Here is a 19545-nt window from a genome sequence, read left to right as displayed (position 1 = left end):
GCCCTTCATGTTTCCATGAAGGGCTTTTTGTTTTTAATCACACTCCAAATTTTAAACATAAAAAAATCCAACAATTATTATATTGTTGGATTTTTTTGTGATTAAAACAGCGACTATTTTTTGAACATACTATCCATTATGGTTTTCAATCCTTTAAAAGCAAAGAATATAGCCAGACCACTTAATATTAATCCAATAATTAATATTAAAATGAAAGTTGATTTTTCTTGATTACTAAAAGCCATGTAAAGAATTGTAGGACCTAAAAACATAAATACAAGGCAAATACCCATATTTTGCAATCCCTTTAAAAGTAATTCTTTGTTAGTCCTATTCTGATCCATCGTAATAGTTTTGAATTGCTGACCTTACATTTTTGTGTGTCTCTAAAAGTTCTTGAGCCTTAGCTTGAGAAATGTTTAGTTCTTTCATAAGCATTTTTATACCTCTATCAACAAGTTTATTGTTGCTTAATTGCATATCAACCATTTTATTGCCTTTAACTTTTCCTAATTGGATCATAGAGGCAGTTGAAATCATATTTAAAACTAATTTTTGTGCTGTACCAGCTTTCATACGAGAACTACCAGTAACGAATTCAGGTCCTACTATAACTTCAATTGGGAATTGAGCTGTTTGAGATAATGGGCTATTGTGATTACAAGTTATACAACCTGTTACAATATTGTTTTCATTACAATGTTGTAAAGCTGAAATAACATATGGTGTTGTTCCTGAAGCAGCAATACCTATAACAACATCATTTGGATTGATACTATATTTCTTTAAATCTTCCCAACCTTGAGTTGTTGAGTCTTCGGCAAATTCAACAGCTTTTCGAATGGCTGAATCTCCACCAGCTATTAAACCAATAACCATATCATGTGACACTCCAAATGTTGGTGGGCACTCTGATGCATCTACAATGCCTAAACGACCACTTGTGCCTGCTCCTATATAGAATAATCGCCCGCCAGATTTTAGTTTTGGTACTATTTGATTAACCAGAGTTTCTATTTGAGGTATAGCCTTTTCTACAGCAAATGGAACGGTTTTATCCTCTTTATTGATATTAGTAAGAAGTTCTGAGACACTCATTTGCTCTAAATGATTGTAGTTAGAATCTTGCTCGGTTGTTTTTGTAAATTGCATGATTCAAAAATACGAATTTTTGGTATGCGTTAGTGATGGTAGCGACATCCTTTTGCGCTTTTTTTGCAAAAGATATAGCGAACAGCACGACACTTTGAACATTAAAGTGAAAAAGTGTAACGCCCAAATTATTGTACTGTATAAATTAATTCTGCTACTTCGGAAAGTCTAAAATAACCTAAAGGAAAATTATCGGGATTTGTTTGATTAATGCAGTTACCTCTTATAGTAGCTGGTTGTGTTTCGAAAGGACCTCCTCCTTCTTCGCTGTTTTGCTGTAAAAGTATAAACATAAACTCATAAAAGCGTTCGGAAACTCCATAATTACGAATAATTACTTGATCACCAGCTTCTAATTCTGCTTCAGTATAAAATCCGAAAATTTGATTGCCGTTAGTGAATTCATCTTCATAAACTTCTAGAGTTGGAATAACTGGAATATCACTAATAAACTCAAAAAAATAATAGTTTTCCTCATCTTCTGGATCTGTATAATAAGCTTTGAGTTCGGTTTCGGTGCCTGAAAAACCTCCATTATCATTTTGTTCTACAAAATCTATATCTACAACAGATTTTAATACTTCAGTTGCTATGTAAGTTTCTCCATTGTAGATTATAGTAAGGGTATAGGTTTCATTAATTACAGGAACAAAAGTTGTATTTCTATAAACCCCTGAATTGCCTTCTTCGATAAAATTAAAAATATTGCTATTACTATCTGAAACAGAAACAATTGCTCCATTTGCTGGAGGTACAGATGTGTTAAAATATGGAGCAGTTAGTGAGAGTTTAATTTGTTGCTCATTGCCAATAGTGCCTTTAAACCAATTGATAGATGCATCGATAACGAGTTTTGGTTCTGCTGTATTGAGATTGAGATCTATTACATCTTCACATGAAGTTGTAAAAACTATTAGTAATATGTATAAAAAATAATTTTTCATGTCTTAAAATTTAAAATTATAAGAAACTGATGGTATGATTCCGAATATTGCTAACCGTAAAGCCTCATTGTTACCAGTATTTCTGTTTTCTCTAAATGAAATAGATGCTGCATTACGTCTGTTATAAAGATTATAAATACCAAATACCCATTCGCCTTTCCAACGTTTAGTGGTGTTTGGATTTGGATTATAATTAGCTGATATATCCAAGCGATGATAAGTTGGTAATCGACTCGAATTTCTGGCTTCATAATTAGGTATAGTTATGCCATTGTACTCATATTGTCCATTAGGATAAGTAGTAGGTTGACCAGTTTGAAACAAGAAATTACTATTAAAAGTCCATTTTTTGTTTAGTTGGTAACTTGCTGTTATTGAAATATCATGGGTTTTATCATAAGGTGTACGATACCAATTACCATTATTTATTCCTGTTTCTATTGGAGTTCGTCCTTGTGTTTGCTGCTCTGATTTTGATAAGGTATATGCAATCCAACCTTTAAAATCACCTTCATTTTTTTTGAATAATATTTCTAATCCGTATGCTCTAGCTTTGCCATTTAAAATAACTTGTTCGATAACGTTATTAGCTATTAAATTAGCTCCATCAATGTAATCTATTCTATTTTTAATGGTTTTATAAAAGCTTTCAGCTTCTAAAGAATAAACATTATCATTAAAGGTCTTAAAATAGCCTATTGCAAATTGGTCGAGTAATTGAGGTTTTACATATTTTCCGCTAGGTGTCCAAACATCAAGTGGTGTAGGAGAACTTGTATTGGATAGTAAATGTAGGTATTGACTCATACGATTATAACTTGCTTTAATTGATGACTCATCATTAAGCTGATAAGCTAGAGAAAAACGAGGCTCAATATTTGAAAACGATTTTATAACATCACTACGTTTAAAAGTTTCAACACCTATTGGCTCTGCCTTTTCATAAATTTGAAGCTCTTCGTTAAATACTACAGGATTATCGTTTTGATATATGTTGAGTTCATCTTGTCCTAGTCTTAAAAAGGAACTGAAACGAACACCATAGCTTATTGCCAATTTTTTAGATATTTGATGTTCTGCGTCGATATAAATAGCGTTTTCTAATGCGAACTTATCAATCAGCTTAAATGGGTTTAGCCCAGAAGTAGGTGTAGATGGTTGAATATCACCAGGATTGAATTTGTAATAGATGCTATTTAAACCATATTCAAGCTTAAAATCTGTATTGATATAGTGTTTAAAATCGTATTTAAAATTGAAGTTTTGAATTCCAGAATCCCAATTAAACTCTACAAAATTTAATTTTAAACCATAATAATAATCTGAATAAATAAGAGAAGCATTTGAAAACAACTTATCAGAAAACAGATGATTCCATCTAAAATTCACTACAGTATTTCCGTAGGTATTTTCAAAACTATCAGAAATTGAAAACACGTCTCTACCAAAGTAACCAGACAAGTAAATGTTGTTATTTTGATTGATTTTATAACTCAATTTTGTGTTTAAGTCATAGAAGTATGCAATGTTATCAATATCAAACAATGGTAGAAAAAGATGTGCGTAACTGCTTCTTCCTCCAAATAAAAAGGAACCTTTTTCTTTTTTAATCGGACCTTCAGCCAATAATCTGCTAGATACAATTCCTATTCCTCCATTCATGTGAAATTCATTACTATTTCCTTCTTTTTGATAAATATCTAATACAGAAGAAACACGTCCACCATATTTTGCTGGAATACCTCCTTTATACAATTTTAAATCTTTAATAGCATCTGGATTAAAAACAGAAAAGAAACCAAATAAATGGGACGAATTAAATATAGTAGCTTCATCCAATAAGATTAAATTTTGATCAACTGCACCACCACGAACATTAAACCCAGATGATCCTTCTCCTGCGTTAGTAACTCCTGGTAAAAGAGTGAGCGATTTAATAACATCAACTTCACCTAAAACCACTGGAATTTGTTTTATGGTGGAAATGGTGAGCGAATTGACACTCATTTGAGGTTTTTTGATATTTAATTTTTCAACATCTTCTTTAATGATTATTTCATCTAATGCTTCAGAGGATTCAGTTAATTTATAATTAATAGTTTTATTTTCTGTTAGAAGAATTGTTTCTGTTATGGTTGTAAATCCTAAATAACTAATTTGAATCTGATAAGTGCCTTGCGGAATTGTAATGGAATAAAAACCATATTCATTAGTAGTTGTTCCTGTTTGAAGCTCTGGGAAAATGATATTAACACCAATTAAAGTTTCGTTACTACCTTGATCAGTGATTGTTCCATTTATAGTGAATTTTTCTTGCCCAAATGTTTGCCAACTGAATGATGAAAGAAAGAGTAATAGAACAATTCTTGAAATGAGATTCATTTAATGCAATTATTTTTTATTAAAAAAAGCTCCGTAAATATACGGAGCTTTATAATCATTTGTTTAATATTTAACAAAAATAATTAAACAATATTTATTATTTTCCTTTGTTTTCAAGCAAAGAGTTTAATGTTTGACTTGGTCGCATTGCGTTACTTACTAATGTTTCGTTAGGTTCATAATAGCCTCCAATGTTTACAGGTTTACCTTGTACACTATTTAATTCGTTTACAATTTTGCTCTCATTGGCTTTTAAAACTTGGTGAAGTGTCATAAATTCAGCTTTAAGTTCAGCATCTAAATTTTGATTGGCTAATGCTTCAGCCCAATATAAAGCCAAATAAAAGTGACTTCCTCTGTTGTCTAATTCACCAGCTTTACGAGATGGAGATTTACCAGTATCAAGAAGTTTACCAGTTGCATCATCTAAAGTATCAGCTAAAATTTGTGCTTTTGGATTTTTATTAGCTACTGCTAAATGCTCTAAAGACACTGCAAGTGCTAAAAATTCACCAAGTGAATCCCAGCGTAAATGATTTTCTTCTACAAATTGTTCGACGTGTTTTGGTGCCGAACCACCTGCTCCAGTTTCAAATAATCCACCACCATTCATCAATGGTACAATAGATAACATTTTTGCACTTGTACCTAACTCTAGAATAGGGAATAGGTCTGTTAAATAATCACGTAATACGTTTCCTGTAACAGAAATTGTGTCTTTTCCTTCTTTAATACGTTCTAATGTAAAATGTGTAGCTTCAATTGGCGATAAAATTCTGATATCTAAACCAGATGTATCATGATTAGGTAAGTATGAATTTACTTTTTTAATTAATTCGGCATCATGAGCTCTATTTTTATCTAACCAAAAAACAGCAGGAGTTTGAGATGCTCTTGCTCTCGTGACTGCCAATTTTATCCAATCTTGAATTGGAGCATCTTTAACCTGACACATTCTCCAAATATCACCAGCTTCAACAGTATGCTCAATTAAAACATTGCCTGCAGCATCGATTACTTGAACTTTTCCATTTGATGAAATTTCAAAAGTTTTATCGTGAGATCCATATTCTTCAGCTTTTTGAGCCATTAGCCCAACATTAGGAACTGTTCCCATAGTTGTAGGGTCGAATGCGCCATGCTTTTTACAGAAATCGATAGTGGCAGTATAAACACCTGCATAACTACTATCTGGAATAACTGCTTTTGTATCTTGTTGTTTACCTTCGGTATTCCACATTTGGCCAGAAGTACGAATCATTGCTGGCATTGAAGCATCAATAATAACATCACTTGGTACATGTAAATTGGTTATTCCCTTATCAGAATTTACCATAGCTAAACTTGGACCATTTTTGAATGCTGTATTGATATCAGCTTCTATTTCTTTACGTTTTGCTTCAGGTAATTCCTGAAGTTTTGAAACTAAATTTCCAAATCCGTTATTAACATCAACACCAATTTCTTCTAGTGTTTGTCCATGTTTTTTAAATACATCAGCAAAAAATATGCGTACAGCATGACCAAAAATAATTGGATCAGATACTTTCATCATTGTTGCTTTCATATGTAATGAAAACAAAACACCAGCATCTTTTGCATCTTTAACTTGTTCTTCTAAAAAGCTTAATAATGCCTTTTTATTCATAACAGTTGCATCGATAATTTCACCAGCAAGTAATGCAATATTTTCTTTTAATACTGTAGAATTACCATTGCTGTCTGAATGAACTATCTTAACACTTGTAGGATTAGTAAGGGTAACAGATTTTTCGTTATGGCAAAAATCTCCTTGTGTCATAGTTGCTACATGAGTTTTTGAATCTGATGACCATTTACCCATTGAATGTGGATGCTTTTTTGCATAATTTTTTACAGCCTTTGGTGCACGTCTGTCCGAATTTCCTTCACGTAAAACAGGATTTACAGCACTACCTTTAATTTTATCGTAACGCTGTCTTATGTCTTTTTCAGTGTCTGTTTTTGGTTCATCAGGGAAATTAGGAAGCTTAAAACCTTGAGATTGTAATTCGCTGATAGCTTCTTTTAATTGAGGAACAGAAGCACTAATGTTTGGTAATTTTATAATATTAGCTTCAGGGTTTTTTGCTAAATCACCCAATTCAGCCAATGCGTCTGAAATTTTTTGGTTTTCTGATAGATAATCAGGGAAATTTGCTAAGATTCTTCCTGCTAACGATATATCTCTAGTTTCTACATTGATTGCAGAAGATTTTGTGAATGATTTTATAATTGGTAACAGAGAATATGTTGCTAATGCTGGTGCTTCATCTGTTTTTGTATAAATAATTGTAGACGTTTTTGCCATTTATAGTTTGAATTTAGTTTATAGGAACTGCTTAAAAAATTAAGCTTTGCAAATATACAAAATTCAAGAGGTTTTATTTGAGTTATGGCTTCAAGGGTAAAAGTTTTATTAAGATTATAAAAATTTTATAGTATTCTTATTAAAACCTTAAACATATACCTATAAAAAAACAAAAGCCATATCACGATAGTAGAACTATTCTGACATGGCTTTCTTTGAAATAGTTTTTACTCGAACCTATTTAGCATTGCTACTAAATTCAGATGGCTGAATTTTCATTCCCACATCTTTTTCGGTTTTTTGTATTGTCTATTTCAATAAAACATTACAAAACTTTCAAAATGTATTGACTTGTTCTTGCAATGCTTCAGTTTAATTGTTTTTCTTGATGTTTTAAAAATACACGTCGCTTTCGCAATTTATACTCATTAAAACATTGTTTCCTGATTTAGCTGTTACTTTCGTTACAGCTACCTTTAGAAACTTTCAACTTTACTAGTTACGGCCTGTTATACATGCGGTACTTTTTAAAGTATCATGATTTTTCAGTTTGCACGCATACACGTGACACTTAAAAAACCTCAAAAAACAATATTATAAAGAACGTTACTTTATACGATTTTAGCTTAAATTCAAATTCCGACATTGAAACCAACACAAAGGTTGTTGCTAAATCGTTTTACTAAAATACAAAACTTTTGTGGTATTATTTGCTTTTTCAATCATTTAGTTTTCAACCGTTTATAAACTAAAGTTATTAACTTTTGTTAATAAAAAAAGCCTTGAATTTTTCAAGGCTTTTATATGATATAAAACTATTGTGATTAGTCTCTTCTTTCTTTGATTCTTGCTTTTTTACCAGTAAGACCTCTAAAGTAGTAGATTCTTGCACGTCTAACTTTACCTTTTTTGTTTACTTCAATTTTTTGAAGTGCTGGTAAGTTAATTGGGAAGATACGCTCAACACCTACAGTACCAGACATTTTTCTGATAGTAAATGTTTCAGATGCACCTGAACCTTTACGTTGTAAAACTACACCTTTAAAAAACTGTGTACGTTTTTTGTCACCTTCTCTAATTTCGTAATACACTGTAATTGTATCACCAGCTCCAAATTCTGGAATGTCTTTTTTTTCTACAAATTCGTCTTGTACAAATTTTACTAAAGAATTCATCTCTTTTATTTTTTTAGGATTTTTTCAAACCAACATTCACGTATATCGCCAGAGGTTAATCCGAAATTGGATGCAAAAGTAATCAATAATTAGTAATTAACAATTAATAATTAATAAAATTTTCATTCAGAAAACATATAACTAATAACAACTAAAAAGCTATAATTATTCATCCAATAAATCTGGTCGTCTTTCTTTGGTTCTTAAGTAGGCTTGTTCTTCTCTCCATTTTTCTATCTCAGGAAAATTACCACTAAATAGAATTTCTGGAACTTTCATGCCTTTGTATTCTCTCGGTTTTGTATAAATAGGAGGAGCTAATAAATTATCTTGAAATGAATCAGTTAGTGCAGAAGTTTCATTACCTAATACTCCAGGAATTAATCTAATTACTGCATCACAAAGCACTGCAGCACCAAGTTCGCCACCAGATAAAACATAATCACCTATTGATATTTCACGAGTAATGAACATGTCTCTTACACGTTGATCTACACCTTTATAATGTCCGCAGAGAATAATAATATTTTCTTTTAATGAAATTTGATTAGCAATACCTTGCTTTAAAGTTTCACCATCTGGAGTCATATATATAATCTCATCATAATGTCTTTGAGATTGTAATTGTGTGATACACTTATCGATAGGTTCTATCGTCATAACCATTCCTGCTCCACCACCAAATTGTGTATCATCAACAGATTTATAATTATCTGTTGTGTAATCACGTAAATTATGGAAATGTACTTCTACCAAATTTGCTTCTATTGCCCTTTTTAATATAGAGGCTTCAAATGGGCTTTTAAGTAACTCAGGTAAAACGGTAATAATATCTATTCTCATATTTGCAAAGATGCAAAGAATAACAAGAATAATAAAACTTTAGTTATTTGTGTTTGACCAAAAAAAATGAAGGTCAGTATCTTTTTTAAAACCTAAACGTTTATATAAGTTTTGTGCAGGATTGTTAAAAGCAGTTTGTATTGCTAATCCTTTAAAATTATTGTCTTTACAATTGTTTTTTGCAGCATCTATTAGAGCTTCGCCAACACCTTTGTTTCTATGATTTGCATCAACATATAGATCGTTTAACAGGTACATTCGCTCCATTGACACAGATGAAAACAGATAGTATAATTGTGTAAAACCTACTGCTTTATTGTCAATAAAAGCAATATATATTACACTTTCGTTTTGTTCTAGTCTGTCTTTTAAAAAACGTTTTGCTTTTTCTAAATCGGAAGTTTGCTCGTAAAAAATTCGATATGCATCAAATAATGTTACTAATTCATTAATATGTTCAATACTAGCTTTTGTTATTTTCATTTTATTGAATAAAAAAATCTGTAAGTAAGTTACAGATTTTTATAAAAGATATTTTAAAAAAATTACTTGTCTTTTTTATTTGTCTTTTGTTTATTGATTTCATCTTGTAGCTGTCGACGAACTTTCTGTTCTCTTTCTAAAGCAATACTTCGATGCTCATTAAATTCTCTTTCTGTATCTTCAAGCGATTTTTTTGCTTGTTTGGTTATTATATTACTGTTTCTAAATTTATATATAAACAAAAGTAATAAAGCAAGCAGAATAGCTATAAAACTCCACATTAATGCGCTATATCCTGCTTTACTCATTTGCATACCAAACAGCGACATATTGTTTTTTTCTTCTTTAACAGTTGATAAAGTTGCGTTTGTATTGGCTAAATTATCTTTTAAAATTTTAATTTCTTCAGCTTGATTTTTAACAACTAATTTTGTGTCACTAAGATTTTGTTGGATAACTTTTAACGTATCTATAGTGTGTGCTTTTAATGAATAAAGCCATGTCTTTTTTACAACTTTAAAGTCTTCATAACTATTTGAGCGTTGAATAACATACTCAAATTGATTATCTATGGTGCCTTCAGTTAATGAAAGTTTGTTTTCATCAGTGTCAGTTTCTTGTGCATTAGTATAGTTGAAAGCTACTAAACATAGAAGCGTAAATAGTAGATTTTTGTTAGAATTCATTTAGGTTTGGTTTTTTCAGATGTGGTTAATTTTGAACAAGATAAAAAAATATCAAGACGTTTACTAATTATAAAATAAATAGCCTCACTATTGTAAGGCTATAATATTTACGTATGCAAAGTGTTTTTTAGATGTTTTTTTAATAAAAAAAATCTTGCTCAACTAAGAACAAGATTTTCAAATTATAATTTAATTACTACTAGTAGTATGTAAATCGTCTCACTTTTGAAATATATTTAGCTAAACGAATAACTTGATGGCTATAGCCATATTCATTATCATACCATATATACAGTATTACGTTTTTACCATCAGCTCTAACGATAGTAGCTTTACTATCATAAATAGAAGGAGCAGAGCAACCTACAATATCGCTAGATACTAACTCATCACTCAATTCGTATTTAATTTGCTCAACTAAATTACCTTCTAGAGCATATTTTTTCATTATTGAATTGATATCTTCTATTGAGGTTTTTTTGTTTAATTCTAAGTTTAAAATAGCTAAAGAACCATTTGGAACAGGAACTCTAATAGCATTAGATGTTAATTTGCCTTCAAATGATGGTAAAGCTTTTGTAACTGCACTACCAGCACCAGTTTCGGTAATAACCATGTTTAATCCAGCAGCTCTACCACGACGATATTTATCATGATAATTATCTACTAAATTTTGATCATTTGTGTAAGCGTGAATTGTTTCTAAATGTCCAAATTTAACACCTAAAGTATCTTCCATAGCTTTTAAAACAGGAGTGATTGCATTTGTAGTACAAGATGCTGCAGAAAAAATATTTACAGTATCAGGATTGTGTTCTAAATGATTAACACCATGTACAATATTTGGAACGCCTTTTCCTGGAGCAGTAAGTAATACTTTATTAACACCTTTAGATGTTAAGTGTCTACTTAAGGCATCTTTATCTCTAAAAGCTCCTGTATTGTCTATTACTAATGCGTTATCGATTCCGTAAGCCGTATAGTCAATATCTTCTGGGTTGTTAGCTGAAATAATATTTACAGTTGTACCATTAATTATTAATGCACTGTTTTTAACATCAGCAACTACAGTTCCAGAAAAATCTCCATGTACTGAGTCATTGCGTAATAATGAAGCTCTTTTTTCTAACACAGTTTGGTCAATTTTTCCACGAGTTACAATAGCTCTTAAACGTAGCTGATTACCTTTTCCAGCTTTTGTCATTAACTCTCTTGCAACTAAACGACCAATTCTACCAAAACCATAAAGAATAACATCTTTTGGTTGGATAGCTTCAAATTTGCTAGCATCTTTTAATTTATTAGCAACAAAAGCAGTAGCGTTGCTATACTTTTGGTCTTCTAAATGAAACTCGTAAGTTAATTTTCCAATATCTAATTTTGCTGGCGGAATGTCTAATGTTTTGATTGCTTGGGCTATTTCAACTGAATCAAAAATTGAAATTGGCTTTCCAACAAATTCGCCTGCATATTCGTGCAAGTTTAAAATTTCGCTTACATTTTGATCAATTAAAGGGTTTCTAAAAAGAACAAGTTCGATAGATTTGTCATACCAAAGGTCGCTAACAATTTTAATAAATTCTACTGTTGCTCTTCTACGATCAGCTTGAAAAGCTAATTCTTTTTCATAAGTTCCGTTAAAACTCATAGTGTCAAGATTTAGTGTTGTTGTGTTATGTTTTAAATTTTGTGCAAAAATAATATATTTCAAACGTTTTCGTAGCTTTTTTTTAAATTAAAAAACCCTTTAAAAATTATCATTTTTTAAAGGGTTTTATATCGTTAATTATATGGCGAATTATCTAAAAATGAAGTTCTCTTTTTGACCTTTATTATTAATAATTCCAATTTTACTCACCTCATTTCCATATTTCTGCTTTATATTATTGATATCATCAACGCTATTAATTTTTTGTCCGTTAATTTCTGTAATGATATAATTAGGTTGAATTCCTAAATTTTTATAAAGAGCATAATTTTCATTTTTTACAACAATAACTCCGTTTTCTATATTGTTTTCTTTTTTGATTTTTTTAGGAATATTTCGTAGTTGCATATCTAAATATTCAACTGTCATTATTTCACTTTTTGATAATTTAACAGGAATTACTTTTTCAGAGCCATTTCTAATAAGTGTTACATTTACAACATCATTTGGTCGTTTTGTATTTAAATAACCACTTAAATCTGAAAACTTAGATATTTTAATATTATCAATTTTCTTAATAATGTCACCACTTTTTATTCCAGCATTGGCAGCACCAGAGTTTTCTTCAATATCGCTTACATAAAAACCTTCTGTATCATTTACTTTAAATTCTTCTGCAGCTTTGCTATTTAAAGCGCCTCCAGTAACACCAAGAATACCATTTTGAACATTCCCAAATTCCATAATGTCTTCAACCACTTTTCTGGCAATGTTACTAGGTACTGCAAAAGAATAACCAATATATGATCCTGTTTGTGAGCTAATAGCAGTGTTTATTCCTATTAAATCTCCATTAGTATTAACTAAAGCTCCTCCTGAGTTTCCAGGATTTACTGCTGCATCTGTTTGAATAAAAGATTGCGCACTAACACCAGATAAATCTCTAGCTTTAGCGCTAATAATACCTGCTGTTACTGTAGAATTTAAATTAAAAGGATTACCAACTGCCAAAACCCATTCGCCAACTTTTGCTTGGTCAGAATCACCAAAGGTTACATAAGGCAAATCTTCGTCAGCATCAATTTTTAATAATGCAATATCTGTTTTTTCGTCTGTACCAATTAATTCGGCTGTATAAGTCTTATTGTCATTTAGAGTAATAGAAATGTTTTGAGCGCCATTTATAACATGGTTATTGGTAATTATATATCCATCGGGAGAAATAATAACACCACTTCCAGTTCCAATTTGAGGCCTTTGTGAACTTCGTCCCATAAACAAATCTTGTATTGTCATTGGAGCGCTCATTGTAGAGGTATTCATAACGTGTACAACTGCATGCACTGTATTTTCTGCTGCGCTCGTAAAATCTACTGTAGCTGCATTATATAAACCAGATGTGGCAGCGTTACTTGTTTGTATTACTGCTGGTTTTGTAGTGTTTTGAGATACAAAAAATTTGCTGTCATTTTCAAAAAATAATTTGTAGGCAGATAAGGTCATGATTCCACCTAATACTGAAACAAATAATAAGGTTAAAATCTTTTTCATATGTATGTATTAATAAAGTTTATGTTATATATCTAACGACTAAAATTAAAAATTTATTGAATTCACTTTCCAGCTTTAACGATTTTTAACGTGCACTTTAACGATGATTTAACAAAGCAAAATACCACCTATTATTCCTATATTTGTCATCAAGTTATGAGAATAGAATTTTTTAAATATCAAGGAACAGGAAATGATTTTGTGATGATAGATAATCGTCAAGAATTATTTGATAGAGACAATACAGCGCTTATTGCAAACTTATGTGATAGACGATTTGGTATTGGTGCTGATGGATTAATACTATTAGAAAATCATCCAAAAGCAGACTTTAAAATGGTTTATTATAACGCAGATGGTAATCAAAGTACTATGTGTGGTAATGGTGGACGATGCATTACAGCTTTTGCAAAATATTTGAATATTATTGGTAATACAGCAATATTTGAAGCTGTCGATGGATTGCATCATGCGAATATTGATAACGACATAGTAAAACTCCAGATGCAAGATGTTGCTTTAGTTGAAAAGCATACTAATCATATTTTTTTAAATACAGGTTCACCACACCATGTGCAAATAGAAGAAAATTTAGAGTCACTTGATGTAAAAACAAATGGTTCTAAAATAAGGTATGCACCACCATATAATCATTCTGGAAGTAACGTTAATTTTGTTAAAAAAGTTTCTAACAACACTTTTGCGGTTCGTACTTATGAAAGAGGAGTAGAAGATGAAACATTATCGTGTGGAACAGGAGTAACTGCAGTAGCATTAGCTATGAGTTACATTGGCGAAACCGAAAAAAATATGGTAACACTTAATACCGAAGGTGGCGTTTTAAATGTGTCTTTTGAAAAAAATGGAGAAGGATTTAAAAACATATGGTTAATAGGACCAGCAATTCAAGTGTTTAAAGGAATCATTAAATGATAACATTAAAAGGAGAACATATTTATTTGCGTGCCTTAGAGCCTGAAGATTTAGAGTTTATTTATGAAATAGAAAACAACGAAGATATCTGGGAAATAAGTAATACTCAAACACCTTATTCTAAATACCTTATAAAGCAATATCTTGAGAATGCACATAAAGATATTTTTGAAGTTAAACAATTACGTTTGGTTATTTCAAGTTATACTAATGAAGCACTAGGTATGATAGATTTGTTTGATTTTGATTTTAAGAATAGTAGAGCTGGTATTGGAGTTTTGGTGAAAGATTCAATAAACAGAAAAAAAGGTTTTGGTAAAGAAGCCCTACAATTATTAATCAATTATAGTTTTAAGCACCTAAACTTGCATCAATTATATTGTAATATTTCTGAAGACAATCAAGCAAGTATTAAATTATTTACGAGTCAAGGTTTTAATGAAATAGGACTAAAAAAAGACTGGATTTTCACTAATGGCAATTTTAAAAACGAGTATTTATTTCAACTGATTAAAAAATAATATGTATTTCAAAAAAATTCTTCTTGCAATAGCACTTATCGGATTAGCAATTATAGCTTTTGTGTCATATAATATATATGATATAATGTTTAATCCAAACACCACATTCGAAGACGAAGAAATCATTATTTATATTGAAACAAATTCAACTTACAATGATGTTAGAGCAAAGCTTGAGCCTTATTTAACAGATATAAGTGATTTTGATGCACTTGCAAAACAGAAAAAGTATGTTGCAAATGTAAAAGCTGGTAAATATACTATTAAAAGAGGAATGAGTAATAACGATATTATTAACTCTATTAGAAGTAATAATATTCCTGTTAGATTATCATTTAACAATCAAGAAACTATTGAGCGACTTGCAGGACGCGTATCTACCCAAATTGAAGCAGATAGTATAACGCTTTTAAAAGTGATGGAAGATTCTTCTTTTTTAAAGAAGCACAATTTTAGCAATGCAACCGCATTAGGAATGTATATACCGAACAGTTATGAGTTTTTCTGGAACACATCTGCTGAACAGTTTAGAGACAGAATGTTAAAAGAATACGGCAGATTCTGGAATGAAACTCGTTTAAATAAAGCCAAAGCAATTAACCTAACTCCTGAACAGGTTTTAATTATGGCGTCAATTGTTCAAAAAGAAACAGCAAAAGCAGATGAGCGTGCCCGTGTAGCTGGTGTGTATATGAATCGTTATAAAATTGGTATGTTGCTACAAGCAGATCCTACTGTTATTTATGCGATTAAAAAGAGTACTGGCGATTTTGACCAAGTAATTAAACGAGTACTTTATAAAGATTTAGAATTAGATTCGCCTTACAATACATATAAATATGTTGGCTTGCCTCCAGGTTTAATTGCAATGCCAGATATTTCATCAATAGATGCTGTTTTAAATTATGAAAACCATGATTATTACTATTTTGTTGCAGACGTTAAAAATTTTGGATACCATAAATTTGCTAAAAGCTTGTCGCAACATAATGTAAACAGACAAGAGTATGTAAATTGGATTAATAAACAAGGTGTAAATAGGTAACTGTAATGTGTAACATAAAGCATATTTGTATTGTTTTTTTTGTTACTATATCTACAGTTGCACAATCAAAATTTGAAAGTTTTTTAACGCCAAGTGATACCTTAAACTTACCTAGGCGTAATGCCGTAATTATATCTGAATCATCTACAATGGGTTTGTCTTTATTAGGATTAAATCAGTTGTGGTATGCAGATTATCCTCGTTCTAAATTCCACACCCTAAATGATGCTGATGAGTGGTTGCAAATGGATAAAGTTGGCCATGTGTTTTCGTCATACCAAATTGGCAGAGCAGGAGCAAATATTTTGAATTGGAGTGGAGTGAGTAAAAAAAACCAGTTAGTATATGGTTCAACATTAGGTTTTACTTTTTTAACAGCTGTTGAAGTTTTTGATGGTTTTAGTGAAGAGTGGGGATTTTCTTGGAGTGATATGGCTGCAAATGCAGCTGGAACAGGGCTTTATGTTGGTCAAGAATTGCTATGGGAAGAGCAACGAATTACCTTAAAATATTCATTTCATCAAACAAAATATGCGCCACAAAGACCAGACAAACTAGGCGAAGGGTTTATTGAAGAAATGCTAAAAGATTATAACGGACAAACATATTGGTTAAGTGCTAATGTGCATTCTTTTTTTAAAGAAAGCCAAATTCCGAAATGGCTAAATGTAGCTATTGGCTATGGAGCAGATGGTATGCTCACAGGGAAATCGGAAACTGTTAATAACTTGATTATAAGTCATCAACGTAAACGTCAATTCTATTTGAGTTTAGATGTAGATTTGTCAAGAATTGAAACAAAATCTCATGTATTGAAATCCATATTTGAGGTTTTTAACGTAATTAAGGTGCCATTTCCAACAGTGGAATTGGATGATAGAGGTGTGTTAAAAGTGCATCCTGTCTACTTTTAACAATTGTTAACAGTCTAATTTTCAGCATCTAAATAAAAGTCGTATATTTGCACGCTGAAAATTAAAAGGTATTTTTTAGAAAATAAAGGCTTAAAAAATTAGCATTATGATTAAAAAAATCACTAATTATTTCGTTGTCCCAATGTCAATTTGTGCCATATTGGTAGTTGCGTTAAATACTAACACAACTGTAGATATGACAAACTTCTCAACTAAAGGTTTAGAACTTAACTACACAGTTTCTAAAGATGTTGCGATGTTAGACGAAAAAGAACCTACTCAAACTAACGCATTCGATAACTTTTTTCCTTATTTAGGTAAGAATTATATGGGCTTTAAAGAGGCATTAGCTTTTAAAGAGTCTAGAGGTAATTATTTTACAGTTAACGATTTTGGGTATTTAGGCAAATATCAATTTGGTGTTGAAACTCTTAAAGTGATAGGAATTTATAACGCTGAGCAATTTTTGTATAACCCAGAGCTTCAAGAAAAAGCATTTTTAGCTAATGCTGAAAGAAATAAATGGATTTTAAGAAAAGACATTAGTCGTTTTGTAGGTAAAAAAATAAGTGGAATTCAAATTACCGAATCTGGTATATTGGCTGCTGCACATTTAGCAGGACCAGGAAGTGTAAAAAAGTTTTTAAGAAGCTATGGTGGAGTTAATTTTTCTGACGCATTTGGCTCATCTATCACACACTATATGAAGAAGTTTTCTGGCTATGACACCTCTTACATAGTAGCAAATAAGAAGGCTAAAGTTACTTTGTGATTTTTTATTAATCTTTATGTATAATGAATATTGCTGGACGTTTGTGAAGGTCTACTTTCGCATTTTTCCATTCATTAGCAGGCATTGTTTTTATATATTCTGTACTTAAAGTAATATCGCAAGCCACACAAACTCGTGTTGCAGGATGAAGCACAGCACATAAATCTTCCAACATTTTGTTGTTTCTGTATGGAGTTTCAATAAAAAGCTGTGTTTGATTTTGATCTTGAGACAGTTTTTCTAAACGTTTTAGTTCAGATTTGCGCTCGCCTTTATCTATAGGTAAATAGCCATTAAACGCAAAACTCTGACCATTCATTCCTGAAGCCATTAAAGCCAAAATAATTGACGAAGGGCCTACTAGTGGCACAACTTGTATGTTATTACGATGTGCAATTTTAGCAATTTCAGCACCTGGATCTGCTATTCCTGGGCAACCAGCTTCAGATAAAAGTCCTATATTCTTTCCTTTTTTACAAGCATCCAAAAAGCTAAATAACTCATCCTCTTGGGTATATTTATTTAAAAGATTTAAAATTAAAGATGGTTGAGGTTTTTCTGGACAAACACTTTTTATAAAGCGACGCGCTGTTTTTTCATTTTCAACAATATAATTATCTATTTCGCTTATTACTTTATGTATTGATAAAGGTAAAACCTCTAGTGGTGGATTGTCACCTAATCGTGTTGGGATTAGGTATAGTTTTCCTGTTTTTTGCTCCATTAACTTTTTATGAGTTTTTTTGTCTTTTTATTGCCTTCAGTATTTATAACCTCTATTAGATAAATACCTTTTGTAAGTGTTTTTGTAGATATGGTGGTTAATTGATTTTCAAAAGTAGAAATACTTGTTATTAATTGACCATGAATATTAAAAATATTTATTTCTTTTAATAGGATTAATGAATCTCTAGTATCAATTACAAACTCATTGTTTGTTGGGTTAGGATAAATTTTTACTCCAAATAGATCATTGTCTTCAACACCTAAATTACTTTCTTTTATTCTGTAAACCGTTCCAGAATTTAAACCACAAATATATAGTTCTCCATTAACATCTTCACCAAAAGCAGACCAGTTATTTCCATTAAAAGGTGCTGTAAAAGTCATCGTCCACGAGCTACCAGATTGAGATAAAATACCAATTTCATTACTACAATAATCAGCAAAAAAGTAAAGCCCAGTTAAGTTGGGTTCTGTGATGCCTCTATATCTGTATCCTCCTGTAATAGAGCATTTAAAAGCACCATTTCCTGTATGAGAATAAACGGCTACTGGAAACGTTAATAAGCTCTGATCAGGACAATTACCTGTTAGGTTGTATGCTGTATTACCTTCATAGCATCTCCAACCATAATTTATTCCGCTTTCGTTTGGTCCAACCATATTTATTTCCTCAAAATTTTCTTGACCTACGTCTGCTATCCATAATTCGTTGGTTTGCTTATCGAAAGAAAATTTCCAAGGGTTTCTTAAACCAACAGCCCAAATTTCTTCCATTGCATTAGTGTTACCAACAAATGGATTACCTGCTGGTATGGCATAATTGTTTCCATTACTTGTATTGTCAACATCAATTCTTAATAATTTACCTAATAAAAGATTTATGTTTTGTGCTCTATCTCCAGGATCACCACCAGAGCCTCCATCTCCAGTTGCTATGTATAAATAACCATCTGGTCCGAAAGCCATATCACCTCCATTATGGTTTCCAAAAGGTTGATCTATAGTTAGAAGAATTAATTCAGAAGTAGTATCTGCGAGTTCAGGGTTAGATACGTTTCTTGTAAAACGAGAAATTACCGTGTTGCCAGAGTTATTTATATAATTAACATAAAAGTAACCGTTTGCAATGTAATTAGGATGAAAAGCTAATCCAAGTAATCCGCTTTCACCACCTCCATCTACAACAATAGTATTTATATCTAAAAAAGAAGTTGCATTAACTGATCCGTCTGAGTTAACAATTTTTATATAGCCACTTTGTTCTACAACAAAAAGCCTATTATCTCCTGCATGTTTTATGTTTACAGGGCTAGAAAATCCAGAAGCAAAAGCTTCTAGTTCTATATCTTGAGCAAAAATAATAGAACTAAAAAATCCCAATAGGAAAGAGGTTAAAGTCTTCATTATTAATATATTTAGGGAGTTAATTTGTTCTAATTTA

18 protein-coding genes are annotated in these 19545 nt (G+C 31.1%); 5 read left to right on the top strand and 13 right to left on the bottom strand.

Translation table 11 applies throughout. The annotated features are described in order from the left end of the window. Positions 1 to 113: 113 nt before the first annotated feature. The 11 genes from IEW41_RS08875 to IEW41_RS08825 all read right to left on the bottom strand — a co-directional run bounded on the left by IEW41_RS08875 (position 114) and on the right by IEW41_RS08825 (position 13193). A complete protein-coding gene (locus IEW41_RS08875; RefSeq protein WP_188605989.1) occupies positions 114 to 344 on the bottom strand; it encodes a DUF6095 family protein in 231 nt (76 codons plus the stop codon). Then, positions 331 to 1152, bottom strand: coding sequence for an N-acetylmuramic acid 6-phosphate etherase (murQ, locus tag IEW41_RS08870; protein WP_188605988.1), 822 nt, complete (start codon positions 1150 to 1152; stop codon positions 331 to 333). Before murQ ends, IEW41_RS08875 begins: the two co-directional genes overlap by 14 nt. A gap of 128 nt (positions 1153 to 1280) precedes the next feature. Further along, positions 1281 to 2096, bottom strand: a complete 816-nt coding sequence (locus tag IEW41_RS08865) for a DUF4249 family protein (protein WP_188605987.1) — start codon at positions 2094 to 2096, stop codon at positions 1281 to 1283. Between the two features lie 3 nt (positions 2097 to 2099). Then, positions 2100 to 4478: a TonB-dependent receptor gene (locus IEW41_RS08860; RefSeq protein WP_188605986.1), complete on the bottom strand. Its 2379-nt coding sequence runs from the start codon at positions 4476 to 4478 to the stop codon at positions 2100 to 2102. A gap of 97 nt (positions 4479 to 4575) precedes the next feature. Further along, positions 4576 to 6807 (bottom strand): NADP-dependent isocitrate dehydrogenase, encoded by a 2232-nt coding sequence (locus tag IEW41_RS08855; protein ID WP_188605985.1) that lies wholly within the window; start codon positions 6805 to 6807, stop codon positions 4576 to 4578. Positions 6808 to 7631: 824 nt separating this feature from the next. Further along, the gene (rplS, locus tag IEW41_RS08850; RefSeq protein WP_188605984.1) at positions 7632 to 7982 is read right to left on the bottom strand and encodes a 50S ribosomal protein L19; all 351 of its coding nucleotides are present in this window, start codon (positions 7980 to 7982) and stop codon (positions 7632 to 7634) included. A 165-nt stretch (positions 7983 to 8147) separates the two neighbouring features. After that, the gene (gene trmD, locus IEW41_RS08845; RefSeq protein ID WP_188605983.1) at positions 8148 to 8825 is read right to left on the bottom strand and encodes a tRNA (guanosine(37)-N1)-methyltransferase TrmD; all 678 of its coding nucleotides are present in this window, start codon (positions 8823 to 8825) and stop codon (positions 8148 to 8150) included. A gap of 39 nt (positions 8826 to 8864) precedes the next feature. After that, positions 8865 to 9308: a GNAT family N-acetyltransferase gene (locus IEW41_RS08840; RefSeq protein WP_188605982.1), complete on the bottom strand. Its 444-nt coding sequence runs from the start codon at positions 9306 to 9308 to the stop codon at positions 8865 to 8867. A 62-nt stretch (positions 9309 to 9370) separates the two neighbouring features. Next, on the bottom strand, positions 9371 to 9994 hold the full coding sequence (locus IEW41_RS08835; RefSeq protein WP_188605981.1) for a tRNA (guanine-N1)-methyltransferase: 624 nt from the start codon (positions 9992 to 9994) through the stop codon (positions 9371 to 9373). A 199-nt stretch (positions 9995 to 10193) separates the two neighbouring features. Beyond that, positions 10194 to 11642, bottom strand: a complete 1449-nt coding sequence (locus IEW41_RS08830; protein WP_188605980.1) for a glyceraldehyde-3-phosphate dehydrogenase — start codon at positions 11640 to 11642, stop codon at positions 10194 to 10196. 150 nt (positions 11643 to 11792) lie between these two features. Next, the gene (locus IEW41_RS08825; RefSeq protein WP_188605979.1) at positions 11793 to 13193 is read right to left on the bottom strand and encodes a trypsin-like peptidase domain-containing protein; all 1401 of its coding nucleotides are present in this window, start codon (positions 13191 to 13193) and stop codon (positions 11793 to 11795) included. A 156-nt stretch (positions 13194 to 13349) separates the two neighbouring features. Here IEW41_RS08825 and dapF point away from each other — a divergent pair, with 156 nt between their 5' ends. The 5 genes from dapF (at position 13350) to IEW41_RS08800 (ending at position 17378) form a co-directional block, all read left to right on the top strand. Further along, positions 13350 to 14126 carry a diaminopimelate epimerase gene (dapF, locus tag IEW41_RS08820; RefSeq protein ID WP_188605978.1) on the top strand — a complete coding sequence of 259 codons (777 nt, stop codon included), beginning with the start codon at positions 13350 to 13352 and terminating at the stop codon, positions 14124 to 14126. After that, positions 14123 to 14647 (top strand): GNAT family N-acetyltransferase, encoded by a 525-nt coding sequence (locus IEW41_RS08815; protein ID WP_188605977.1) that lies wholly within the window; start codon positions 14123 to 14125, stop codon positions 14645 to 14647. The genes dapF and IEW41_RS08815 overlap by 4 nt, the downstream gene beginning before the upstream one ends. 1 nt (position 14648) lies before the next feature. Further along, positions 14649 to 15692, top strand: a complete 1044-nt coding sequence (mltG, locus tag IEW41_RS08810; RefSeq protein WP_188605976.1) for an endolytic transglycosylase MltG — start codon at positions 14649 to 14651, stop codon at positions 15690 to 15692. Between the two features lie 5 nt (positions 15693 to 15697). Beyond that, positions 15698 to 16606, top strand: a complete 909-nt coding sequence (locus IEW41_RS08805) for a DUF2279 domain-containing protein (RefSeq protein ID WP_188605975.1) — start codon at positions 15698 to 15700, stop codon at positions 16604 to 16606. A gap of 106 nt (positions 16607 to 16712) precedes the next feature. After that, a complete protein-coding gene (locus IEW41_RS08800; RefSeq protein ID WP_188605974.1) occupies positions 16713 to 17378 on the top strand; it encodes a peptidoglycan-binding protein LysM in 666 nt (221 codons plus the stop codon). Between the two features lie 7 nt (positions 17379 to 17385). Here the strand turns inward: IEW41_RS08800 and IEW41_RS08795 are convergent, their stop codons facing one another. Together IEW41_RS08795 and IEW41_RS08790 are read right to left on the bottom strand one after the other, a co-directional pair. After that, complete coding sequence (locus IEW41_RS08795) at positions 17386 to 18102, bottom strand: SAM-dependent methyltransferase (protein WP_188605973.1); 717 nt, start codon at positions 18100 to 18102, stop codon at positions 17386 to 17388. Next, entirely contained in the window at positions 18102 to 19508 is a 1407-nt protein-coding gene (locus tag IEW41_RS08790; RefSeq protein WP_188605972.1) for a PQQ-dependent sugar dehydrogenase, read from the bottom strand. The genes IEW41_RS08795 and IEW41_RS08790 overlap by 1 nt, the downstream gene beginning before the upstream one ends. Positions 19509 to 19545: the final 37 nt, after the last annotated feature.

Source organism: Aquaticitalea lipolytica (assembly GCF_014641635.1).
Classification (GTDB): domain Bacteria; phylum Bacteroidota; class Bacteroidia; order Flavobacteriales; family Flavobacteriaceae; genus Aquaticitalea; species Aquaticitalea lipolytica.
The sequence above is the reverse complement of the archived record's forward strand: the minus strand, read 5'-3'. Positions and strand labels throughout refer to the sequence as shown.